This is a genomic window from Pseudomonas sp. H2_D02 (genome assembly GCF_054677635.1).
Genome location: NZ_CP162816.1, coordinates 4,732,606 through 4,752,467, shown reverse-complemented (window position 1 = coordinate 4,752,467; position 19,862 = coordinate 4,732,606). Strand labels below are relative to the sequence as shown.

The following is a 19,862-nucleotide window of genomic DNA, read 5'->3' as shown; positions in this document are numbered from 1 at the left end:
AGGCGTGCTCCAGGGGTCATTCTTTCACCGGGAAGGAAAGGTTTTGCGCCGGGGCGTCTTTCGGACGGCCGCGAAGCAACGATTCGGGGTGGCGGCTCAGGTAGTCGGACAGTTCGCGCAACGACCGCGACATGCGGCCCAGGTCGTCCAGGGTCTGGGTCAGTTGTTCGCGCTGTGGGGAATCCTCCGCCAGGGTCGAATTGGCCGACTGCAAGGTCTTGCTCACGTCCTGCAAGGTACTTTGCACGCCCGGAAGGGTCTTGCTGTTGAATTGCGACAGGCCTTTGCGCAGTTCTACGAGATTGCCGTCCAGATTGCTGGCAATGCTTTCCAGCGGCAGCTTGTTGATACGCTCGATCACCGTCTGCAGTTGTTCCTGCAATTGTTGGAGGCTGCCCGGAATCGTGGGGATCCGCAGGGGGCGGGCGGACGTGTCGAAGGCGACTCTTTCGGCCTTGGGGTAGAAATCCAGCGAAATGTACAACTGCCCGGTCAGCAGGTTGCCGCTGCGGGCCTGGGCACGCAGGCCCCGCTCGACGAAACTGCCGACCAGCCGAGCCGCGGCGGCTTCGTCTTCCGGGTCGTAATCCAGGGATTTGAGCAACTTCTCATGCGCCTTGCCCAGCAATTGGGGGTAGATCACGATGCCGACATTCACGGGGAACGTGCGCTGTTTTTCGTCGAAATCCAGGTTCATGGCCACCACCCGGCCGATCTCGATCCCGAGGAATTCCACCGGGGCCCCGACGCGCAACCCCCGCAATGCCTGGTCGAAGCGCAGCGCCAGGTACTGGGCCTTGCCACTGGGCGGGGCGAGGGCGCTCTGCTGGTCGGCGAACAGCTCGAAATTCTTGTCTTCGGCGGCTGGCGTGTCGTTGGGGCTGTATTCCGGTGCCCTGAAGGCAATGCCACCTACCAGCAAGGCGGACAGGGATTCGGTCTTGACCGCGAAGCCGTTGGCTCCGACGTTCACATCAACCCCGCTGACGTTCCAGAAACGGGTGTTCTCGGTAACGTAGGCGTCGTTTGGCGCATTGATGAATACTTCGATGTTGACGCCCTTGCCGTCGGCATCCAGCGCGTAGGACACCACTTGGCCCACCGGGATCTTGCGCAGGTAGACCGGCGAGCCGATGTCCAGCGAACCAAGGTCCTGTGAGTGCAGGGTGAAGCGCTTGCCCGGTTCGCCGTAGGTGATGGGCGGTGGCGCCTCCAGGCCGGTGAAGGACTTGGCGCGGACTTTCGAATGGCCGGCGTCGGCGCCGATGAAATCCCCCGACAGCAAGGTATCTATCCCGGAAATCCCGCCCGCGCCAATGCGTGGCCTGACCACCCAGAACACCGAGTCTTCGTGGGTGAACGTATCGGCGGTCTTGGCGAGCTTGACCGTGGCGGTGACATTTTTCTGATCCTCGCTCAGTTGCACGTCCGTCACCTGGCCGATCACCACGTTGCGGTATTTGACCGGGGTCTTGTTGGCCGTCAGGCCTTCGCCTGTCTTGAAGGTAATGGTGATGGTCGGGCCTTCCTGCAGCCAGTTATGCACCACCAGGGACACGCCCACCAACACCGCGATGATCGGCACGATCCACACCAGCGAGACCGTCCAGCGACGGCTGGTGACATGCGCGCGGCCCGGTGCGGGTTGTCCGTCAGTGGCTTGCGACTTCATCCATGGTCTCCTCGGAGGGTTGGGTGTCCCAGATCAAGCGTGGGTCGAAACTCATGGCCGACAGCATGGTGAACAGCACCACGAGGCCAAAGAACAGGATCCCCGGTCGCGGTTCGATATCGCTCAACGCCTGGAATTTCACCAGGGCCGCCACCAACGCCACGACCAGCACATCGAGCATCGACCAATAGCCGATGACTTCGACCAGCCGGTACAGCTTCGCGCGCTGGACCTGGGCCCAGGTGCTGCGCCGTTGCACGGTCACCAGCAGCAGCGTCAGCACGACGAACTTGATGCCGGGCACCGCGATGCTGGCGATGAAGATGATCAGAGCGATGTCCCAGGCACCGCTGTGCCAGAACTCGAGGACGCCACTGATGATGGTGCTGTCCGCGCCTTCGCCGAGCATCTGGGTGTTCATGACCGGAAGCAGGTTGGCAGGAATATAAAACACCAGGGCTGCCAGCATATACGCCCAGGTGCGCGTCAGGGTATCGGGTTTGCGCCGGTGCAGGCGGGCATCGCAGCGCGGGCAGGTCTCGGGTTCGTCGGCCATGTCGCACGCCAGGCCGCAACTGTGGCACAGGCACAGGTTCAGATCATCGGCCCGGGGCGGGTTGCCCAGCGGTGCGCCGTTCACAGGCGGTCCCACAGGTCACGGACGTCGCGGCCGGCGATGCGGATCATCAGCAGGCTCAAGGCTCCCAGGGCGAACAGGCCGATGCCTGGCAGCACGTCGAGCAGCCCGGCAAGCTTGATGACCGCGACCAGCGCCCCCAGCAGGCACACTTCCAGCATGCTCCACGGGCGCAGTGTTTCCAGGCTGCGCATACACAGGTTGAACGCCGGAGCCCGGCGGTTTGAATAGGCGTAGCCCAGCACCCAGAGCAAGAGCGCTAATTGGAAGGCGGGGGCGATGATGATCGCGATTGCGGCGACCAGGGCAATGAACGTAATCGGTCCCTGGCTCAGCGCCACGACGGAATCCCACAGCGTTGCGCTGTTGCTCAAGCCCTGGAGCCGGATGCTCATCACCGGATAGACATTGGCAAAGACCCACAGCACCGCCGCGGTGATGGTCAGGGCCAGGCGCTGCTCGATGGTCAGGCCGTCGTACCGCTGGATCACCGCATGGCATTGCACGCACAAGGCTCGTTGATGCGGGCCGAGCTCAATCGGCTCGTACACCGCATCGCAATGTTCACAAATGATCAGTCGGTCGGTGACGGCCATCGGGATGCTCGGGCAGGGACAACTCCTTCAATATAGAAGTGAGTCGCAAATGAGCAACCCGTCCGAGTCGATCATTCGCCGCGAATGTATTGCTCCAGTTGTCTGATCAGGTCCGCCTGCTCGGCAATGGCTTCCTTGACCAGGTCGCCGATTGACAACAGGCCGACCAGCTTGCCGTCCTCCACGACGGGCAAATGTCGCAAATGTTTTTCGGTCATGATGCTCAGGCAGGTTTCGACGTTCTGATGAGGGTCGATGGTGATCACGGGCGAAACCATGATGTCGCTCACTTTCGTGCCCACCGAGGAGCGCCCGTGCAGGACCATTTTGCGCGCATAGTCGCGCTCACTGATGATGCCCAGCACTTCGTCGTTCTTCACCACCAGCAGGGCGCCGACGTTTTTCTCGGCCATGCGCATCAGGGCCTGCAAAACCATGTCGTCCGGTGAAATGGTGTGCACTTGCTGGTTCTTCTCGTCTTTTATCCGGAGCAACTGCGCGACGGTTTTCATGGTGAGGCCTCGGGTGTCGTTTTTTGCGGGTGATTAAAGAATCGTAGACCCAACGGCGCAGAGCAAGCGATAAAGCGGCAGTCAGTCGTCCAAAAGCGTCATGGCGGGTGAATTCACTCCTATCTAAAGTCATCCGCCGTTGTGGCGAGGGGATTTATCCCCGCTGGGCTGCGCAGCAGTCCCAAAAATGTCGACACGACATTCATCTAATGCAAGTTGCTGGGGCTGCGGTGCAGCCCAGCGGGGATAAATCCCCTCGCCACGGGTAGAATGCGTGATATCTGAGTTTCGAGGTTTCAGCGGTGAATCTACAGCAGGGCTTCGTCCTGACCCGGCATTGGCGCGACACCCCGGCGGGCACCGAAGTCGAGTTCTGGCTGGCAACCGATGCCGGCCCCCGGCGCGTGCGCCTGCCGGTGCAGCCCTCGGTGGCGTTCGTGCCGCAGGTCCAGCGCGGCCAGGTCGAGGCGTTGTTGCAAGGGGAAAAGGACGTCGAACTGCGTCCCCTGGACCTGCTGGATTTCGAACACCGCCCGGTGCTGGGCCTGTATTGCCGGCAGCATGCGCAACTGATGCGCCTGGACACCACGCTGCGGCGCGCCGGCGTGGAAGTATTCGAAGCCGACATCCGCCCGCCGGAGCGCTACCTGATGGAGCGCTTCATCACCGCCCCGGTCTGGTTCGGCGGCACGCCCTCGGCCGATGGCCTGCTGCTCGATGCCCAGATGAAACCGGCGCCCGAATACCGTCCGCCGCTGCGGCTGGTGTCTCTGGACATCGAGACCACCGCCCAGGGTGAGTTGTATTCCATTGCCCTGGAAGGTTGTGGCGAACGCCAGGTGTACATGCTCGGACCGCCGAATGGCGATGATCGCGAGGTGGATTTCCAGCTGGAATACTGTGAGTCCCGCACGCTGCTGTTGAAGAAGCTCAACGAGTGGTTCGCCCGTTTCGACCCCGACGCAATCATCGGCTGGAACCTGGTGCAGTTCGATTTGCGCGTGCTGCACGAACATGCCCGCCGGCTGGCCGTGCCGCTGCGCCTGGGGCGTGGCGGGGAGGAAATGCAGTGGCGCGAGCACGGCGCGCGCAACAACCATTTTTTCGCTTCGGCGGCGGGGCGGTTGATCATCGACGGGATCGAATCCCTGCGCTCGGCGACCTGGAGTTTCCCGTCGTTCAGCCTGGAAAACGTCGCGCAAACCCTGTTGGGCGAAGGCAAGTCCATCGACAACCCGTACCAGCGCATGGACGAGATCAACCGCATGTTCGCCGAGGACAAGCCGGCCCTGGCCCGCTACAACCTCAAGGACTGCGAGCTGGTGACGCGGATCTTCGCCAAGACCGACCTGCTCGAGTTCCTGTTGGAGCGCGCCAGCGTCACCGGCCTGCCGGCGGATCGTAGCGGGGGCTCGGTGGCGGCGTTCACGCACCTGTACATGCCGCTTATGCATCGCCAGGGTTTTGTCGCGCCGAACCTCGGCCAGCGTCCGCCCGAGGCCAGCCCTGGCGGGTTCGTCATGGATTCCCAGCCGGGGCTCTACGAGTCGGTTCTTGTGCTCGATTACAAGAGCCTGTATCCGTCGATCATCCGCACCTTCCTCATCGACCCGGTGGGACTGATCGAAGGCCTGCGCCATCCGGATGATCACGCGTCGGTGCCAGGCTTTCGCGGGGCGCGGTTCTCCCGTACTCGACATTGCCTGCCGGCCATCGTCGCGCGGGTCGCCGAAGGCCGGGAGACCGCCAAGCGCGAACACAATGCGCCGCTGTCCCAGGCGCTGAAAATCATCATGAACGCGTTTTATGGCGTGCTTGGCTCGAGTGGCTGTCGCTTCTTCGACCCGCGCCTCGCGTCGTCCATCACCCTGCGCGGTCATCAGATCATGCAACGCACCCGGCAGTTGATCGAAGCCCGCGGGCATGTGGTGATCTATGGCGACACCGATTCGACGTTTGTCTGGTTGCGCCGGGCCCATGGCCAGGAGGAGGCGGCGGGCATCGGCCGGGAACTGGTGGCGTACGTCAACCAGTGGTGGCGCGAGCAGGTGCGTGATGAGTTCGGGCTGGAAAGCGCGCTGGAGCTGCAATTCGAAACCCACTTCAAGCGCTTCCTGATGCCAACCATCCGCGGCGCGGAGGAGGGCAGCAAGAAGCGCTACGCCGGCCTGGTGACCCGTGCCGACGGCAGCGACGAGATTATCTACAAGGGCCTGGAAACCGTGCGCACCGACTGGTCGCCGCTGGCCCGGCAGTTCCAGCAGGAGCTGTACGGACGGATCTTTCATCGCCAGCCCTATCAGGACTACGTGCGCGATTATGTGCGCCAGACGCTGGCCGGCACGTTCGATGAACGCCTGGTCTACCGCAAGCGCCTGCGTCGCCCCCTTGACGATTACGAACGCAACGTGCCGCCCCACGTACGGGCCGCGCGGCTCGCCGACGAGTTCAACGAACGCCAGGGCCGTCCACGGCAGTATCAGAACGGCGGCTGGATCAGCTACGTGATCACCGTCGCCGGCCCCGAGCCGCTGGAAACCCGCAGCGCGCCCATCGATTACGACCATTACGTGACCAAGCAGCTACAGCCGGTGGCGGACGCGATCCTGCCGTTTGTGGGGGATGATTTTTCGACGCTGGTTGGGGGGCAGATGGGGTTGTTCTGACGCCGCTGAGTGATGGGCTGGAGGGGGAGGCTCTTGTGGCGAGATAGCTTGCTCTCGCTCGGTTGCGCAGCAGCCGCCTGAAAGCGAGGGCCGCTTCGCACCCCAGCGGGAGCAAGCTCCCTCGCCACGGAGCCTTCGATTCTCCAGGCTAAACCATCGCCAACCGCTGCTTCCCCTGAGGTTGCGGAAACACCAAGTCCAGCGCCGCCAGATCCTGGGGCTCTAGCCGCAGCTCCGCTGCTTCGGCATTCTGGCGCACGTGTTCGGGCTGCACGGCCTTTGGAATGGCGATGACGTTGTCCTGGCGCAACAGCCAGGCCAGGGCAATCTGGGCCGGCGTTGCGTGGTGGCGCTCGGCGATCTGTTGCACGGTGTGATCCTTGAGCAGATGCCCACCCTGGCCGACCGGACAGTAGGCCATGACCGGCATGTGCTGCCGCTGGCTCCAGGGCAGCAGGTCGAATTCGATGCCGCGTTCCTGCAGGTTGTACAGCACCTGGTTGGTGGCGCAGGCCGGCGCGGCCAGTTCCTCCATATCGTCGACGTCAAAGTTCGACACGCCCCAGGACCCGATCTTGCCTTCTTCGCGCAGTCGCTCGAATGCTTCGACGGTTTCTTCCAAGGGGTATTGGCCGCGCCAGTGCAGCAAGTAGAGGTCGATGTAGTCGGTGTCGAGCCGCCGCAGGCTGCGTTCGCAGGCGAGCGGAATACCTTTTCGGCTGGCGTTGTGGGGGTAGACCTTGCTCACCAGGAACACTTGGTCGCGCAGCCCGGTAATCGCTTCGCCAACGACTTTTTCGGCGCCGCCCTCGGCGTACATTTCGGCCGTATCGATCAGGGTCATGCCCAGTTCGATGCCCAGGCGCAGGGCCGCGACTTCCTTCTTGTGATGGGACGGTTCTTCACCCAGGCGCCAAGTGCCCTGGCCGATCACCGGAACGGATACGCCGGCCAATTCCAGAGTTTTCATTCACGTCTCCTGTCGTGCTGGTTGATTAAACCTGTGGCAGCAGGATAGACCAGGTGTTCAGGTTTGATTCGCGCGGGAAAGCAGCCAAGGATGCGCTGCGTCCCGAAAGCGTAACGCAGAGCGTCACAGGAAGCGTTCCCACGCAGAGCGTGGGAACGATCGGTCGATGGGATTATTCCGCCGAGAATTTCAGCACCATGGCCTGGGTGTAGGTCTGGCCCGGATTCAGTCGCGTGGTCGGGAAGTCCGGCTGGTTCGGCGAGTCGGGGAAGTGCTGGGTCTCCAGGGTGAACGCGCCCCAGTGCGGATAGACCTTGCCTTGCTTGCCCTTGACCGTACCGTCGAGGAAGTTGCTGGTGTAGAACTGCACGCCGGGTTCAGTGGTAAAGAGCTGCAGGCGCCGCCCGGACTTCGGATCCTGGACATCGGCGGCGAGCTTGCCCACGTCACCCTTGGCGTCGAGCACCCAGTTGAAATCGAAGCCGCCCTGTTTAGGTTCGGCGAACTTCAACTGCGGATGGTCGGCCTTGATATGGGTGCCGATCGGGGTGGGCTTGGTGAAATCCATCGGCGTACCGGCCACGGGCGCGAGTTCGCCGGTGGGAATGAGCTTGGCGGTCACCGGCGTGTAGCGGGACGCATGCAGGGTGGCGACTTGCTTGAGAATGTCGCCATTGCCCGCACCTGCCAAGTTGAAATAGCTGTGGTTGGTCAGGTTCAGCACGGTCGGTTTGTCGGTGGTGGCCTTGTAATCGATGCGCAGCTCGTTTTGATCGTTGAGGCTGTAGGTGACGTCGGTCTTCAGGTTCCCTGGAAAGCCCATCTCACCGTCCGCCGACACATACGTCAGGGTCACGCCGACCGAATCCTTGCCATTGTGGGGTTCGGCTTTCCATACCCGCTTGTCGAAGCCTTGCGGTCCGCCGTGCAAGGCATTGTCCTTGTCATTCTGCGGCACTTGGTAGCGCTTGCCGTCCAGCTCGAAGGCGCCGCCCGCCAGGCGGTTGCCGAAGCGGCCGATGGTTGCGCCGAAGTAAACGGTGCCGTTCTTCTGGTAGCCCTGCACGTCGTCGAAGCCGAGCACGATGTCGTCGGTCATGCCGTTTTTGTCCGGCACGATCAGCGACTGGAGAATCCCGCCATAGGTGATGACGGTAGCTTCCATGCCGTTGCTGTTGCGCAGCACGTATTTTTCAACGGGCGTGCCGTCATTGGTCTTGCCGAAGGCAGCGCGTTCATTGGTCAGGCCGGCGGCCTGGGAAGACGTGGCAATCATCAGAGAAACTCCGAGGGCCGTGAGCAGATGTCTGGATTCCAGCATGGTGTGACCTTCCTTTCCTGTTGTTTTGTTGTTGTTTTTAACGTGGTCGAGTCCGTTACTTGGTCGGACAGCGATGAAGGTTTTTCTGTTCAGTAGTCTTTCTATTTGAGGGTGGAGAAGGGATTTATAGCTATAAATCGGGAATTATCAATTAAAAAGTAAGACTAATTGATCGATACGAAGCTCGCCCAAGCGTGAGCTTTTGCGTGGGGCGCCGCACTTTTACGGTTTTTGCCGCTCTATCCATGGCCAGAAAGCGGCAACCCCGACCGTTTTCCCCATGTCCAGACCGAGATTCGATGGCCGGTGTTTTAAATTCCGTGATGAGGTCGCCACGTCGCTGCGGCTTGCTGTTAGCAGGGCTGATACTGCTGCTTTGCGGCGGGTGCAGCCATCAGCAAGGCCAGGACATGGTCACGCAATTCAGCAACGCCAGGCCCCAGGAGTTCTTGCAGACCAGCGTCGACCGCATGGCCACCCTCTCGATGCATGACAACCTGCAGAGTCTGTACCTGTTGATGCATAAGCTTTACCTGCGTAACCCCGAAGAGTTGCGCAAGTCAGGCTTTCTCGACGCTCGCACGGCCGTGAAGCAGGTTCGCCAAGCCATCGAACAGCAGCAGCCCTTGCCGACCCTGGGCAACAAAAAAGACCTGGCCGCCCTGAGCTATGCGATGAGCCCGGAGTTCCTCGGCGATCGCGTCGGCGCATTCATCTATGCCATTGGCAGCATGCTGGTGACGGCCCATGGCAACCGCCTCGAGTTCTACATGACCGACACCATCGATCCGCGCTTCGTCAGCAATGCCGCGCGCAATATCGAAAAAGCCACTTGGCTGCTCGGACAGCGCCAAAACAAGGACGGCACGCCGATGCTGTTTTCCAATGAAATTTCGGAGGAGGGCAGCAACCTGAGTTTCGCCGTTGAGTTCGGGAAAATCGTCGCCCGCCTGGACCTGTTGACGCAGATGCTCGATGAGCGCTACCGGCGCATCGGCCTGAACTACGCCCAGAGCCTGTTGTTCCTCAATTTCCTGCCAGTCCAGTAACGGCGCAAGAAATGGAATAAAGATAGATCACATCGATATAGGGGGTTATAAGAAAAATCGCTATGCTCGCGGCCAGATTTTTCATGCGGTTGCGCTGAGACGGGTTTGATGGATTTCGGTAATGTCGGTTTAGTCGTAGCGGGCCTGGTGGTCGGTTTCATCGTTGGGATGACCGGTGTCGGTGGCGGATCGCTGATGACCCCCATTCTGTTGTGGTTTGGTATCAACCCCGCGACGGCGGTGGGCACGGATCTGCTGTACGCGGCCATTACCAAGTCTGGCGGCGTGCTGGTTCATGCCAAGAACCGCAATATCGACTGGGCCATCACCGGTTGGCTGACCTTGGGCAGCGTGCCGGCGGTGGGGCTGACGCTGTGGTTTCTCAACAGCCTGCACAGCTCGCCCGACGCCATGAACGCGGTGATCAAGCAAGCCCTGGGTTTCGTGCTGTTTGCCACTGCCCTTGCGATTCTGTTCAAGAAACGCCTCCTGCAATTCGCCCACGATCGCGCCGGCGGCCACTACAACCCCAGCGGCTCGCGGCTCAACGTACTGACCGTCATCACTGGCCTGGTGCTGGGCACGATGGTCGCTTTGACCTCCATTGGTGCTGGTGCCCTGGGCACTGTCGCGTTGTTCATCCTCTATCCATTCCTGGTCACCAAGCGCCTGGTGGGCACTGAAATCGCCCATGCCGTGCCGCTGACCCTGGTGGCAGGCCTGGGCCATGCGAGCATGGGCAACATGGACTGGCACATCCTGGGCTTCCTGCTGATCGGTTCGTTGCCGGGCATCTACCTGGGCAGCCATTTGTCGGGACGCATTTCCGATGAACTCCTGCGCCCCTGCCTGGCAGTGATGCTGGCGATGATCGGCTTCAAGCTCGCGTTCTGATTTGATCGGAGTCATGCGTCCGTAGCCACAGTCATACCTGTAAACCAGGTACTGATGAGGCCACGATCCATGAACAGCCCAGCCAGAGATCTGCTGCAACGCCTGCGCCGCCGTCGCGCCGAACCGCGCACCGACATCGCCGATATCCTGCGTCATCACGCCGAACCGCTGCCCGCCGAGGATAGCCCGGCCTTTGCCGAGATGTTCGATCGCTTCGCCGATGCCAAGGTCGTGTTGATCGGTGAAGCCAGCCACGGCACCCATGATTTCTATCGCACCCGCGCCGCCATCACCCGGCACCTGATCCAGCACCACGGCTTCGGCATTGTCGCCGTCGAAGCCGACTGGCCCGACGCGGGGCAAATCGACCGCTGTGTTCGCCACCTCGGCCCCTCGGCCTGGAAACAACAGGCTTTCGCACGGTTTCCAAGCTGGATGTGGCGCAACACGGATGTCCAGTCCTTCGTCCGCTGGCTGCGCGATTACAACCTTGGCCAGCCTGACGCCCGGCGCGTGGAGTTTCGCGGCCTGGATGTCTACAGCCTGCGGCACTCCATCGACGAGGTGCTCGGTTACCTCGACCAGGCACATCCTCACTTGGCCCGTGATGCCCGGCACCGTTATGGCTGCCTGACGCCCTGGCATGATGACCCGGCGCTGTATGGTCACTTCACCGAACGCGGCAACCTGGCGACCTGCGAGGATGCGGTGGTCGAGCAGCTCAACACGTTGCTCGCCGAGCGCCTCGACCCGTTGATCAAGGATGATGAAGGCTTTTTCAGCGCTATCCAGAACGCTCGGGTGGTGCGCGCCGCCGAGCAGTACTACCGCGCCATGTATCGCGGCGGCAAGTCCTCCTGGAACCTGCGGGACCGACATATGTTCGACACCTTGCAAAGCCTGCTGGAACATCGCGGGCCCGAGGCGAAAGCGGTGATCTGGGCGCATAACTCCCACATCGGCAATGCCGCCGCGACCCGCATGGGCTGGGAAGGCGAGTTCAACATTGGGCAACTGTGTCGCATGGCGTATGGCCGCGACGCGGTGCTTCTGGGCATGGGCACTGACCGTGGCAGCGTGGCGGCCGCCGATGACTGGGACGCGCCGATGAAAATCAAGCCAGTGGTTCCGGCGTTGGCCGGCAGTTGGGAGCGGGCATTTTTGCAAGCAGGCGTGCGCGCGTCGCTGACCGACTGGCGGACGGCGCCTGACGAAGCACTGCTGGACGCGTTGTCCGAGCCGTTGCTCGAACGCGCCATCGGTGTGATCTACCGTCCTGAAACCGAACGCCAGAGCCATTATTTCGAAGCGGTGCTGGCCGAGCAGTTCGACGCCTGGCTCTGGTTCGAACAGACTGAAGCGGTTACGCCGTTGCCGACGCCGCACACGCGGGAGCATGAAGAGGACACGTTCCCGTTCGGCCTCTGATCGCGCTGTGTCGCGGTTGCGCTATGGGGCCGCTGGCCTAAGCTTCAAGACAGGCCTGCGCGGTAAAGGGCGACTCTCGCGGAACAATCGCCGCCATGTGCAATCAGTACAGCGTAAATATCTAAAGGAGAGGCGCATGCTTATTCGGTCGTTGACCTTCGCTACCTTGCTGGCCTTCGTTGGGCCCCTGTTCGCCGCCGATGGCGACTCACCCTTGGTGGCGGAGGTGGGCAAGGCCCGCCCCTTGATCGTCATCGCGCCCAGCACCGTCGACCCCGCCTGGGTCAGCCTGAAAAAATCCCTGGATGAACCGGCGGGCAAGCAGGGCTTCTCCGAGCGCAACATGGTGCTTTACACCGTACTCAACACCATCGGCCAACGGGATGGCAAAGACCTCGACCCGCAAAGCACCATGGCGCTGATCCGCTCCCTCAAGCTGGGGGCCGGTGCGCAGACCAAGATCATCCTGGTGGGCAAGGACGGGGAGAAGAAGCTGGAGCATTCAGGCGCGATCGAGCTGAAGGAGCTGTTCGACACGGTAGACAAACTGCCCGCGGCTGAAAAAGAAGCGGCAGCGCCAACTCCGCCACCCGCGCCAGAACCCGCGCCATCCAAGGAGACAAAAGGTGCCAAGCCGGGCAAGGCGGCCAAGCCGGCGGCTGCGCCGCAGCCATTGGATGATTGAACTCCAACAGCAGCGATGTTCCTGTGGCGAGGGAGCAAGCTCCCTAGCCACAAAAAGCGGACCTCATTGCTGTTCCAATACCATTAGGATTTTGTGCGCGGCCTTCACCCGCTCTTCATTCGGATAGTTTTTGTTCGCCAACATCACGATCCCCAAATCCTTTCCCGAGACGAACACCGCATACGCGCCGAAGCCGTTGGTAGACCCAGTCTTGTTGACCCAGGCGCCGTCCGGGGCTGGCCGCGGTGGGTCGAGTGGTTCGGCCTTTTGTGGGGTCAGGGCCATTTGCGGCGTGTTACCGGCGAGCAGGCCATCCAGGCTGAACGGAGCGGGGTAATACTCCCAGCCCAACCCCTGGTGCATCCCGCCAACCCGGTAGAAACCGGTGTGTGTGGTGGCAATGGCCTGCTTCAGGTCAGCGTCCAGTTGCTCAGGCCGCAGGTTGGCCTCGACGAAACGAATCAGGTCCGCTGAACTGGTCTTTACCCCATATGCCTCGGAATCCAAGGCGCCAGGTCCGACTCGCACGGGCTTGCCATCCTTCGCATACCCCTGGGCGTATCGGCCCAATTGGTCTTGCGGTACCCGTACGTAACTGTGCTTGAGGCCCAGCCCCGGCATCAGCGTCTGTTCCATCACGTCATCAAACGGTTGGCCCAGGGCGCGCGCCGCCAGATGGCCAAACAGGCCGATGCTGGGGTTGGAATAGAGCCGTTGGGTGCCGGCCCGGTAGAGCGGCTTCCAGGACCTGTAATAGCTGAACATCCGGTCGGCCTGGTCTGCATCGTCGGGAAACTGCAAAGGCAACCCGCCTGCCGTGTAGGTCGCGAGGTCCAGCAGGCGGGTGTCTGCCAGCGCTGCGCCGTTCAGTTCGGGGGCGTAGCGGCCGGCGGGGTCTGACAATTGCAGCTTGCCTCGGGCCTTGGCGTAGGCGCCGAGCGTTGCGGTGAAGGTCTTGCTGATCGAGCCGACTTCGAACAGCGTCTGGTCGGTGACAGGCTTTTTCGTGTCCTTGGAGGCCACGCCGTAATTGAAGAACAGGCGCTGGCCATTATGGGTGATCGCCACCGCCATGCCCGCGATGTCCTGTTGTTTCATCAGCGGCTGGATCACGGCATTGACCGTGTCTTCAATACGATCCTGGGCGAAGCCAGGGGAGGTTCCGAGGACCAGGAAAAAACTCCCGGCGAGTATCGATTTGGCAATATGCATCGTAAAGCGCTCTCGTTGCCTCCTTGAGGGGCGGTCAATCTAGGGCGTTTTTGGCTGCCCGGCAATCCGAAGCCATCGGACCGAGGTGCGTTTGCGAGCCGTCCGACAGGGCGGTGGCAACATTCCTATGAAACGACGGGTGGCCCGAAGCGACCGGACCTCAAGCCAAACCACACAAAGCGGCAGTCGCCGGGTAAACTCGCGGCTCTTTCTGAAGGAGTTCACATGAGTTACTACCAGCCCGGCATTCTCGCCACCCCTGTTCCGCCTCAGGCTCGTCATCTGTTTTTTGCCCTGGAATCGGTCGAGGCGCTGCCGGCTGCGATCGATAAATTGTTGCTGCAGTTGGATGGCCGTGCGGTCGTCGGCTTCGGTGAGTCGCTGGTGCAGGCCTTGGGGGCTCAGGTTGAAGGCTTGCGGGCGTTTCCTGCGTTGGCCGGGGTCGGCGTGGATAACCCGTCGACCCAGCATGCGCTCTGGTGCTGGTTGCATGGTGAGGACCGGGGCGAGTTGATGCACCGCAGTCGCGCCCTCGAAGCGGCGCTGGCACCGGCCCTGCGCCTGGTGCAGATGAACGAAACCTTCCGTCACATGACCGGCCACGACCTGACCGGCTACGAAGATGGCACTGAGAACCCCCACGATGAAGCGGCCGTCGCCGCCGCCCTGGCCCAGGGCGTGGATGGATTGCGCGGTGGTAGCTTCGCCGCGATCCAGCAATGGCAACACGATCTGGACGGATTTGCCGCGATGCAGCCCCACGAGCGCGACAACATCATGGGCCGGCGCCTGAGCGACAACGAAGAAATCGAAGAGGCGCCGGAGTCGGCCCACGTCAAGCGCACCGCCCAGGAGAGCTTCGCCCCGGAAGCCTTCGTCGTGCGGCGTTCGATGCCGTGGATCGAAGGTGATCGCGCTGGCCTGATGTTCCTGGCGTTCGGCTTCTCCCTGGATGCGTTCGAGGTGCAACTGCGCCGCATGAGTGGCCTCGAAGACGGCATTACCGACGGCTTGTACCGCATGAGCCGACCGATCACCGGTGGTTATTACTGGTGCCCACCGCTGCTGGACGGGCGCTTGGACCTGCGCGCACTGGCCCGCTAGGGAGTGCCGCCGCCCCGGTAAGCGGGGCGCGTTGTGCAAATCGTCGGGTCAACGCTATTCTTGGGCCCGACGTGTTTGCGTGGAACGGGAGAGCAAGCGTGGATAAAGTCATCGTCATCACCGGTGGCGGGCGCGGGATCGGGGCAGCCACGGCGCTGCTGGCGGCCGACCTGGGCTATCGAATCTGCATCAATTACCAATCCGATGAAAACGCTGCCCAGGACGTTCTCGAACAGGTCCGGGCCAAGGGCGCGCAAGCCATTGCGGTGCGGGCCGATGTGAGCATCGAGGATGAGGTGGTCGGCCTGTTCAATCGCGTTGACGTCGAATTGGGGCGTGTCACTGCCCTGGTGAACAACGCCGGTACGGTCGCCCACAAGTCCCGCCTCGATGAAATGTCTGAATTCCGCATCCTCAAGATCCTGAAAACCAACGTATTGGGCCCGATCCTGTGTTCCAAGCATGCGGTGCTGCGTATGTCGCCCCGGCATGGCGGGCAGGGTGGCAGCATCGTCAACGTCTCGTCGGTGGCTGCCCGCCTGGGCGCGCCGGCTGGAATACGTCGACTACGCGGCCTCGAAGGGCGCGCTGGATACGTTCACCGTGGGTCTGTCCAAGGAAGTGGCCGGCGAAGGCATTCGCGTCAACGCGGTGCGTCCGGGCTACATCTACACCGATTTCCACGCCCTGAGCGGCGATCCGGACCGGGTCAGCAAGCTGGAGTCGGCGATTCCCATGGCGCGCGGCGGACGCCCGGATGAAGTGGCCGAAGCGATTATCTGGTTGTTGTCGGACAAGGCTTCGTATGCGACGGGGACGTTTGTGGACCTTGGGGGCGGGCGCTGAGAACTGGGCGGTCTGCCCTGGCCTCATCGCGAGCAAGCTCGCTCCCACAGGGGATTGCGTTCCAAATGTGGGAGCGAGCTTGCTCGCGATGACGGTAGTGCTGGCAAACCAAATATTAGAACGACCGAATAATCCGCCCCAACGTCTCCATGGCCTTTTCCGACACCTCGGTCCAAGGCCCGCCATAGTTCAGTCGGATGCAATTCCTGAAGCGCCGGGTCGGTGAAAAGATCGGCCCGGGGGCGATGCTGATGCCTTGGGCCAACGCCATCTGGAACAGCTTCAGCGAGTCAATCTGTTCCGGCAGTTCCAACCAGAGAAAGTAACCCCCGGCCGGCTGGCTGACGCGGGTCTGGGCTGGGAAATACCGGCCGATGGCGGCAAGCATCGCGCTTTGCTGTTCTTCCAGGGCATAGCGCAACTTGCGCAGGTGCCGGTCGTAGCCGCCGTGTTGCAGGTAGTCGGCGATCGCGGCCTGGGCCGGCATCGAGGCGCACAGGGACGTCATGAGCTTGAGCCGTTCGATCTTCTGCGCGTAGCGTCCGGCGGCGACCCAGCCGATGCGATAGCCCGGGGCCAGGCTCTTGGCGAACGAACCGCAATGCATCACCAGTCCTTCGGTATCGAACGCCTTGGCCGGCTTGGGTGCCTGTTGGCCGTAATAGAGTTCGGCGTAGACGTCATCCTCGATCAGCGGCACCTGGTGTCGGCGCAACAACTCGACCAATGCCTGTTTACGGGCTTCGGGCATGGTCGCGCCCATGGGGTTCTGGAAGCTGGTCATGCACCAGCACGCCTTGATCGGATGGCGCGCCAGCGTCTGCTCCAGCACGTCGAGGTCGATACCGTCACGTGGATGCACGGGAATTTCCACGGCCTTGAGTTTCAGTCGCTCCAGTACTTGCAGGCTGGCATAGAACGCGGGTGCTTCGATCGCCACCAAATCGCCCGGCTCGGTCACGGCTTGCAGGCACAGGTTCAAGGCTTCCAGGGCGCCGTTGGTGACCAGCAGCTCCTCCATGGGCAGCATCAGCCCGCCAACCATGTAGCGCAAGGCTATCTGCTCGGCGCAGTTGCGGATTGCCCGGCGACATGTCCGTGACCACCATGCGCGGATCCATTTCACGCGTGGCGCTGGCCAGCGAACGGGACAGTCGTTGCAACGGAAACAGTGTCGGGCTGGGAAAGGCCGAACCGAATGGCACGGTGGCCGGGTCCTTGATCGAGTCGAGCACCGAAAACACCAGTTCGCTGACGTCGACTTCGGTGGACTCATGCACCTGGGTGCTGATGACCGGCTCGCAGAACGGGCTTGGTGCATGATTGTTGACGAAGTAACCGGAACGCGGCCGCGCCCGGATCATGCCGCGTCGCTCGAGCAGGTAATAGGCCTGGAAGACGGTGGATGGGCTGACGCCGTAAGTCTGGCTGGCGAAGCGCACCGACGGCACGCGCTGGCCGGGCCCGAGCATGCCGGAGCGGATCAGTTCAGCGATGTCATCGGCGAATTTTTCGTAGCGTTTCATGGCTGGCCCGGTATTGGATAACGCGTGGTTTGCGCTTTTGACTGTGGAGCGAGGCATCTTAAGGCTTCATCGATTCATCGGTGCTACAAAACGGCTTTTTGCTTCGCTGTAGATATCAGGTTCGTCACTGTCCGCAACCTTGAAGGTCATCTCTTGGGAACCGCTCCGCGGCCGTTCGCTGAGCATCGCCACCGATACCGGTACGTCAATGATTTCTCCTGGCGCCAGGCTCAGTTGCGTCTTGCCCTGCAGGACGAAGCCGTCACCGTCCACCAGGGACAATTGATAGGCTTGGCGTTGCTGGGTCTTGTTGATGATTTTCAGGCTGTAGATGTTCTCGATCTGGCCTTGGCTGTTTTCACGGAACAGGCCACGGTCCTTGCTCACGTCCAGCGACACCATGGGCCGCTGCACCAGCGCCACGGCCAGCGCACCGATCATCACCAGCAGCACGGCGGTATAGCCAATCAGCCGTGGCCGCAAAAGGCGAGTCTTCCCGCCTTGCAGCTGGCGTTCAGAGGTGTATTTGATCAAGCCGCGGGCGTAACCCATCTTGTCCATGATCGAGTCGCAGGCGTCGATGCATGCCGCGCAACCGATGCACTCCATTTGCAAGCCATCGCGGATATCGATGCCGGTGGGGCAGACCTGCACACACATCTGGCAATCGATGCAGTCGCCCAGGCCAATATCGACAGGATTCACCTCGCGTTTGCGCGGCCCGCGAATTTCACCACGGGCTACGTCGTAGGAGATGGTCAAGGTGTCCTTGTCGAACATCACGCTCTGGAATCGCGCATAAGGGCACATGTGCATGCATACCGCTTCACGCAGCCAGCCGGCGTTGAGGTAGGTAGCACCAGTGAAAAAAAGTACCCAGAACAGGCTGACGCCGCCGATTTGCAAGGTGAGCAGTTCCTCGGCCAGCGGACGGATCGGCGTGAAATAGCCCACGAATGTCAGGCCGGTGAGCAGGCTGATGGCGAGCCACAACGTGTGCTTGGCCGAGCGCCGCACTAATTTGTTCAAGCCCCACGGCGCGGCCTGCAGCTTGATCCGCTGGTTGCGTTCACCTTCGGTGATTTTTTCGACCCACATGAAGATCCAGGTCCACGAGCTCTGCGGGCAGGTGTAGCCGCACCACACGCGCCCGGCGAACACGGTGATCGCAAACAGGCCGAAGGCGGCGATGATCAGCAGCGCCGACAGCAGGATGAAGTCCTGGGGCCAGAAGGTCGCGCCAAAGATGTGGAATTTGCTTTCGGAAAGGTCCCAGAGCACCGCTTGGCGATCGCCCCAGTTCAGCCATACCGTGCCGAAGAACAGCAGGAACAGGATGCCGGCTCCGCTGATGCGCAGGGTGCGGAACAGGCCGGTGAAGCTGCGGGTATGGATCAGGTGGTCGGTGGTCCTGGATTTTATCTTCGTCGGTGTGGGATCGAAGGTCTGTATCAACTGGACGGGGATTCTTTCGCTCATGGTCGGTCGCTCATCAGCCGCTATCTGGCCGGGGCACTATGACCATTGAACTGATTGCATAACAGACTCAGGTGGCTTGATAAAAACCGGATCAGATGGTTTGGAGGCCTTGTTCTGCGACAGTTTGAAGCACCTTTGGATAGGCGAACAACCTTGAGGCTTCCGTTCGTAGGCTTGGTCCAGGATCGAGTGAATATCCTTTTTTTTGTAACGGCGGCTGGCGGTTCCGCTCTTACAGCGGGTCACTTTTTTCAGACGCCAAAAAAGTAACCAAAAAGGCTTTGCCCCACCACTCGGCACCTCGCCTAGGCTCGGTGTGCCCTCACTCCGGCCTTGCTCCGTGGGCCCGCCGCGATGGGCCATCCATGGCCCTGCGCGGCTATCCCGGCATCCATGCCGGGATGCCCACTGCGCAATGCCTGCGTTCGGCCAGCGTGGTTAACGGGGCTCTAAGATCAGGATCAGGAGCAAGGTCCAAAGCAAGATCAAGATCCAAAGCAAGAGCAAGAGCGGGGCATCAGCCAGGATTTATTTGGCTGAACCACCGCTTTCGCGAGCAAGCTCGCTCCCACATTGGATTTTCGCCAGCCCTCCAATGTACATACGCCGCAAAACCCTGTGGGAGCGAGCCTGCTCGCGAAAAGGCCGGTACACCCAACATCACCGCAAACTGACACACCGCCTTCGCGAGCAGGCTCGCTCCCACAGGAAAAACGCGATCCACCAGAATCCAGGTCGGCCCTAAGGCCGGAGTGAAGGCATGCCGAGCCTAGGCGAGGCACCGAGTGGTGGGGCAAAAGCGTTTTGGTTACTTTTGACTGGGCCGGCTTCCGGGCTGTCAAAAGTGAGCCGCTGTAAGAGCGGAACCATAAGCCGCCGTGACCGAAGAAACGGATATGCACACTAACCCTAAATCAAGGTCAGATAACCGACCCCCCATCCGTAGCCTTAAGATTCTGCCGCCCATCAGCCGCCCCAGCCACGGTCAGGGCATCGACCTCCGCTTCAGTCAGATAAACCCGCCCGCCATTGAGCTCCACGGCCGACATGGCCTTGTCCGGGTCGGTGATGATGGTCAGCTCGCTGGCCGGGCGCTGTTCCGAACCGTTGGGCGTGTCGAAATGACAGGTCCGGTTGTCGTCGATACGTACAGTCATGGTACTGCTCCTTCCTGTATGCCTGAACGTTAGTCGCCACTCGATCCGCAGGGTTCTTCGTGGCTGATCAGCGGTCGCACGTCTCGCATCGCTTGCGGTCCATCGTTT

The 19,862-nt window shown here is 61.5% G+C and carries 15 protein-coding genes and 2 pseudogenes; 7 read left to right on the top strand and 10 right to left on the bottom strand.

Annotated features, from left to right (window positions below; genetic code table 11):
• Positions 1-16: 16 nt before the first annotated feature.
• The 4 genes from AB4N42_RS21620 to AB4N42_RS21605 all read right to left on the bottom strand — a co-directional run bounded on the left by AB4N42_RS21620 (position 17) and on the right by AB4N42_RS21605 (position 3,417).
• Positions 17-1,672: a PqiB family protein gene (locus AB4N42_RS21620; protein WP_030138500.1), complete on the bottom strand. Its 1,656-nt coding sequence runs from the start codon at positions 1,670-1,672 to the stop codon at positions 17-19.
• The gene (locus AB4N42_RS21615; RefSeq protein ID WP_085987035.1) at positions 1,653-2,297 is read right to left on the bottom strand and encodes a paraquat-inducible protein A; all 645 of its coding nucleotides are present in this window, start codon (positions 2,295-2,297) and stop codon (positions 1,653-1,655) included. The genes AB4N42_RS21620 and AB4N42_RS21615 overlap by 20 nt, the downstream gene beginning before the upstream one ends.
• 11 nt (positions 2,298-2,308) lie before the next feature.
• Complete coding sequence (locus tag AB4N42_RS21610; RefSeq protein WP_030138502.1) at positions 2,309-2,905, bottom strand: paraquat-inducible protein A; 597 nt, start codon at positions 2,903-2,905, stop codon at positions 2,309-2,311.
• Between the two features lie 71 nt (positions 2,906-2,976).
• Complete coding sequence (locus AB4N42_RS21605) at positions 2,977-3,417, bottom strand: CBS domain-containing protein (RefSeq protein WP_030138503.1); 441 nt, start codon at positions 3,415-3,417, stop codon at positions 2,977-2,979.
• A gap of 302 nt (positions 3,418-3,719) precedes the next feature.
• Here AB4N42_RS21605 and AB4N42_RS21600 point away from each other — a divergent pair, with 302 nt between their 5' ends.
• A complete protein-coding gene (locus tag AB4N42_RS21600; RefSeq protein ID WP_198798057.1) occupies positions 3,720-6,083 on the top strand; it encodes a DNA polymerase II in 2,364 nt (787 codons plus the stop codon).
• A gap of 148 nt (positions 6,084-6,231) precedes the next feature.
• On the opposite strand, the gene AB4N42_RS21595 is transcribed toward AB4N42_RS21600, so the two are convergent.
• Together AB4N42_RS21595 and AB4N42_RS21590 are read right to left on the bottom strand one after the other, a co-directional pair.
• On the bottom strand, positions 6,232-7,053 hold the full coding sequence (locus AB4N42_RS21595) for an aldo/keto reductase (RefSeq protein WP_460115307.1): 822 nt from the start codon (positions 7,051-7,053) through the stop codon (positions 6,232-6,234).
• Positions 7,054-7,225: 172 nt separating this feature from the next.
• A complete protein-coding gene (locus AB4N42_RS21590) occupies positions 7,226-8,374 on the bottom strand; it encodes an aldose epimerase family protein (protein ID WP_030138506.1) in 1,149 nt (382 codons plus the stop codon).
• 299 nt (positions 8,375-8,673) lie between these two features.
• On the opposite strand from AB4N42_RS21590, the gene AB4N42_RS21585 reads away from it, so the two are divergent.
• From AB4N42_RS21585 to AB4N42_RS21570, 4 genes are all read left to right on the top strand, one after another.
• A complete protein-coding gene (locus AB4N42_RS21585; RefSeq protein WP_460115305.1) occupies positions 8,674-9,423 on the top strand; it encodes a hypothetical protein in 750 nt (249 codons plus the stop codon).
• Between the two features lie 108 nt (positions 9,424-9,531).
• Complete coding sequence (locus AB4N42_RS21580; RefSeq protein ID WP_198798058.1) at positions 9,532-10,317, top strand: sulfite exporter TauE/SafE family protein; 786 nt, start codon at positions 9,532-9,534, stop codon at positions 10,315-10,317.
• A 69-nt stretch (positions 10,318-10,386) separates the two neighbouring features.
• Positions 10,387-11,745: an erythromycin esterase family protein gene (locus tag AB4N42_RS21575; RefSeq protein ID WP_460115304.1), complete on the top strand. Its 1,359-nt coding sequence runs from the start codon at positions 10,387-10,389 to the stop codon at positions 11,743-11,745.
• Between the two features lie 136 nt (positions 11,746-11,881).
• A complete protein-coding gene (locus tag AB4N42_RS21570; RefSeq protein WP_460115303.1) occupies positions 11,882-12,430 on the top strand; it encodes a DUF4174 domain-containing protein in 549 nt (182 codons plus the stop codon).
• 63 nt (positions 12,431-12,493) lie between these two features.
• Here the strand turns inward: AB4N42_RS21570 and ampC are convergent, their stop codons facing one another.
• Positions 12,494-13,642, bottom strand: coding sequence for a class C beta-lactamase (ampC, locus tag AB4N42_RS21565; RefSeq protein WP_431145713.1), 1,149 nt, complete (start codon positions 13,640-13,642; stop codon positions 12,494-12,496).
• Between the two features lie 225 nt (positions 13,643-13,867).
• On the opposite strand from ampC, the gene AB4N42_RS21560 reads away from it, so the two are divergent.
• Positions 13,868-14,746: a Dyp-type peroxidase gene (locus AB4N42_RS21560; protein ID WP_431145712.1), complete on the top strand. Its 879-nt coding sequence runs from the start codon at positions 13,868-13,870 to the stop codon at positions 14,744-14,746.
• A 98-nt stretch (positions 14,747-14,844) separates the two neighbouring features.
• A pseudogene (locus AB4N42_RS21555) lies at positions 14,845-15,592 on the top strand (SDR family oxidoreductase).
• 115 nt (positions 15,593-15,707) lie between these two features.
• Here AB4N42_RS21555 and mapR read toward each other — a convergent pair.
• From mapR to AB4N42_RS21540, 3 genes and pseudogenes are all read right to left on the bottom strand, one after another.
• Positions 15,708-17,118 (bottom strand): annotated as a pseudogene (mapR, locus tag AB4N42_RS21550) (GntR family transcriptional regulator MpaR).
• A 66-nt stretch (positions 17,119-17,184) separates the two neighbouring features.
• The gene (gene ccoG / locus AB4N42_RS21545; protein WP_334597343.1) at positions 17,185-18,597 is read right to left on the bottom strand and encodes a cytochrome c oxidase accessory protein CcoG; all 1,413 of its coding nucleotides are present in this window, start codon (positions 18,595-18,597) and stop codon (positions 17,185-17,187) included.
• A 920-nt stretch (positions 18,598-19,517) separates the two neighbouring features.
• The gene (locus AB4N42_RS21540) at positions 19,518-19,754 is read right to left on the bottom strand and encodes a DUF3203 family protein (RefSeq protein WP_030137826.1); all 237 of its coding nucleotides are present in this window, start codon (positions 19,752-19,754) and stop codon (positions 19,518-19,520) included.
• Positions 19,755-19,862 lie beyond the last annotated feature (108 nt).

What these genes read in the sequence shown, in the direction of transcription:
- AB4N42_RS21620 (WP_030138500.1), bottom strand. Translation starts at nt 1,672, where the DNA reads ATGAAGTCGCAAGCCACTGACGGACAACCCGCACCGGGCCGCGCGCAT.
- AB4N42_RS21610 (WP_030138502.1), bottom strand. Translation starts at nt 2,905, where the DNA reads ATGGCCGTCACCGACCGACTGATCATTTGTGAACATTGCGATGCGGTG.
- AB4N42_RS21605 (WP_030138503.1), bottom strand. Translation starts at nt 3,417, where the DNA reads ATGAAAACCGTCGCGCAGTTGCTCCGGATAAAAGACGAGAAGAACCAG.
- AB4N42_RS21595 (WP_460115307.1), bottom strand. Translation starts at nt 7,053, where the DNA reads ATGAAAACTCTGGAATTGGCCGGCGTATCCGTTCCGGTGATCGGCCAG.
- AB4N42_RS21590 (WP_030138506.1), bottom strand. Translation starts at nt 8,374, where the DNA reads ATGCTGGAATCCAGACATCTGCTCACGGCCCTCGGAGTTTCTCTGATG.
- AB4N42_RS21585 (WP_460115305.1), top strand. Translation starts at nt 8,674, where the DNA reads ATGGCCGGTGTTTTAAATTCCGTGATGAGGTCGCCACGTCGCTGCGGC.
- AB4N42_RS21580 (WP_198798058.1), top strand. Translation starts at nt 9,532, where the DNA reads ATGGATTTCGGTAATGTCGGTTTAGTCGTAGCGGGCCTGGTGGTCGGT.
- AB4N42_RS21575 (WP_460115304.1), top strand. Translation starts at nt 10,387, where the DNA reads ATGAACAGCCCAGCCAGAGATCTGCTGCAACGCCTGCGCCGCCGTCGC.
- AB4N42_RS21570 (WP_460115303.1), top strand. Translation starts at nt 11,882, where the DNA reads ATGCTTATTCGGTCGTTGACCTTCGCTACCTTGCTGGCCTTCGTTGGG.
- ampC (WP_431145713.1), bottom strand. Translation starts at nt 13,642, where the DNA reads ATGCATATTGCCAAATCGATACTCGCCGGGAGTTTTTTCCTGGTCCTC.
- AB4N42_RS21560 (WP_431145712.1), top strand. Translation starts at nt 13,868, where the DNA reads ATGAGTTACTACCAGCCCGGCATTCTCGCCACCCCTGTTCCGCCTCAG.
- ccoG (WP_334597343.1), bottom strand. Translation starts at nt 18,597, where the DNA reads ATGAGCGAAAGAATCCCCGTCCAGTTGATACAGACCTTCGATCCCACA.
- AB4N42_RS21540 (WP_030137826.1), bottom strand. Translation starts at nt 19,754, where the DNA reads ATGACTGTACGTATCGACGACAACCGGACCTGTCATTTCGACACGCCC.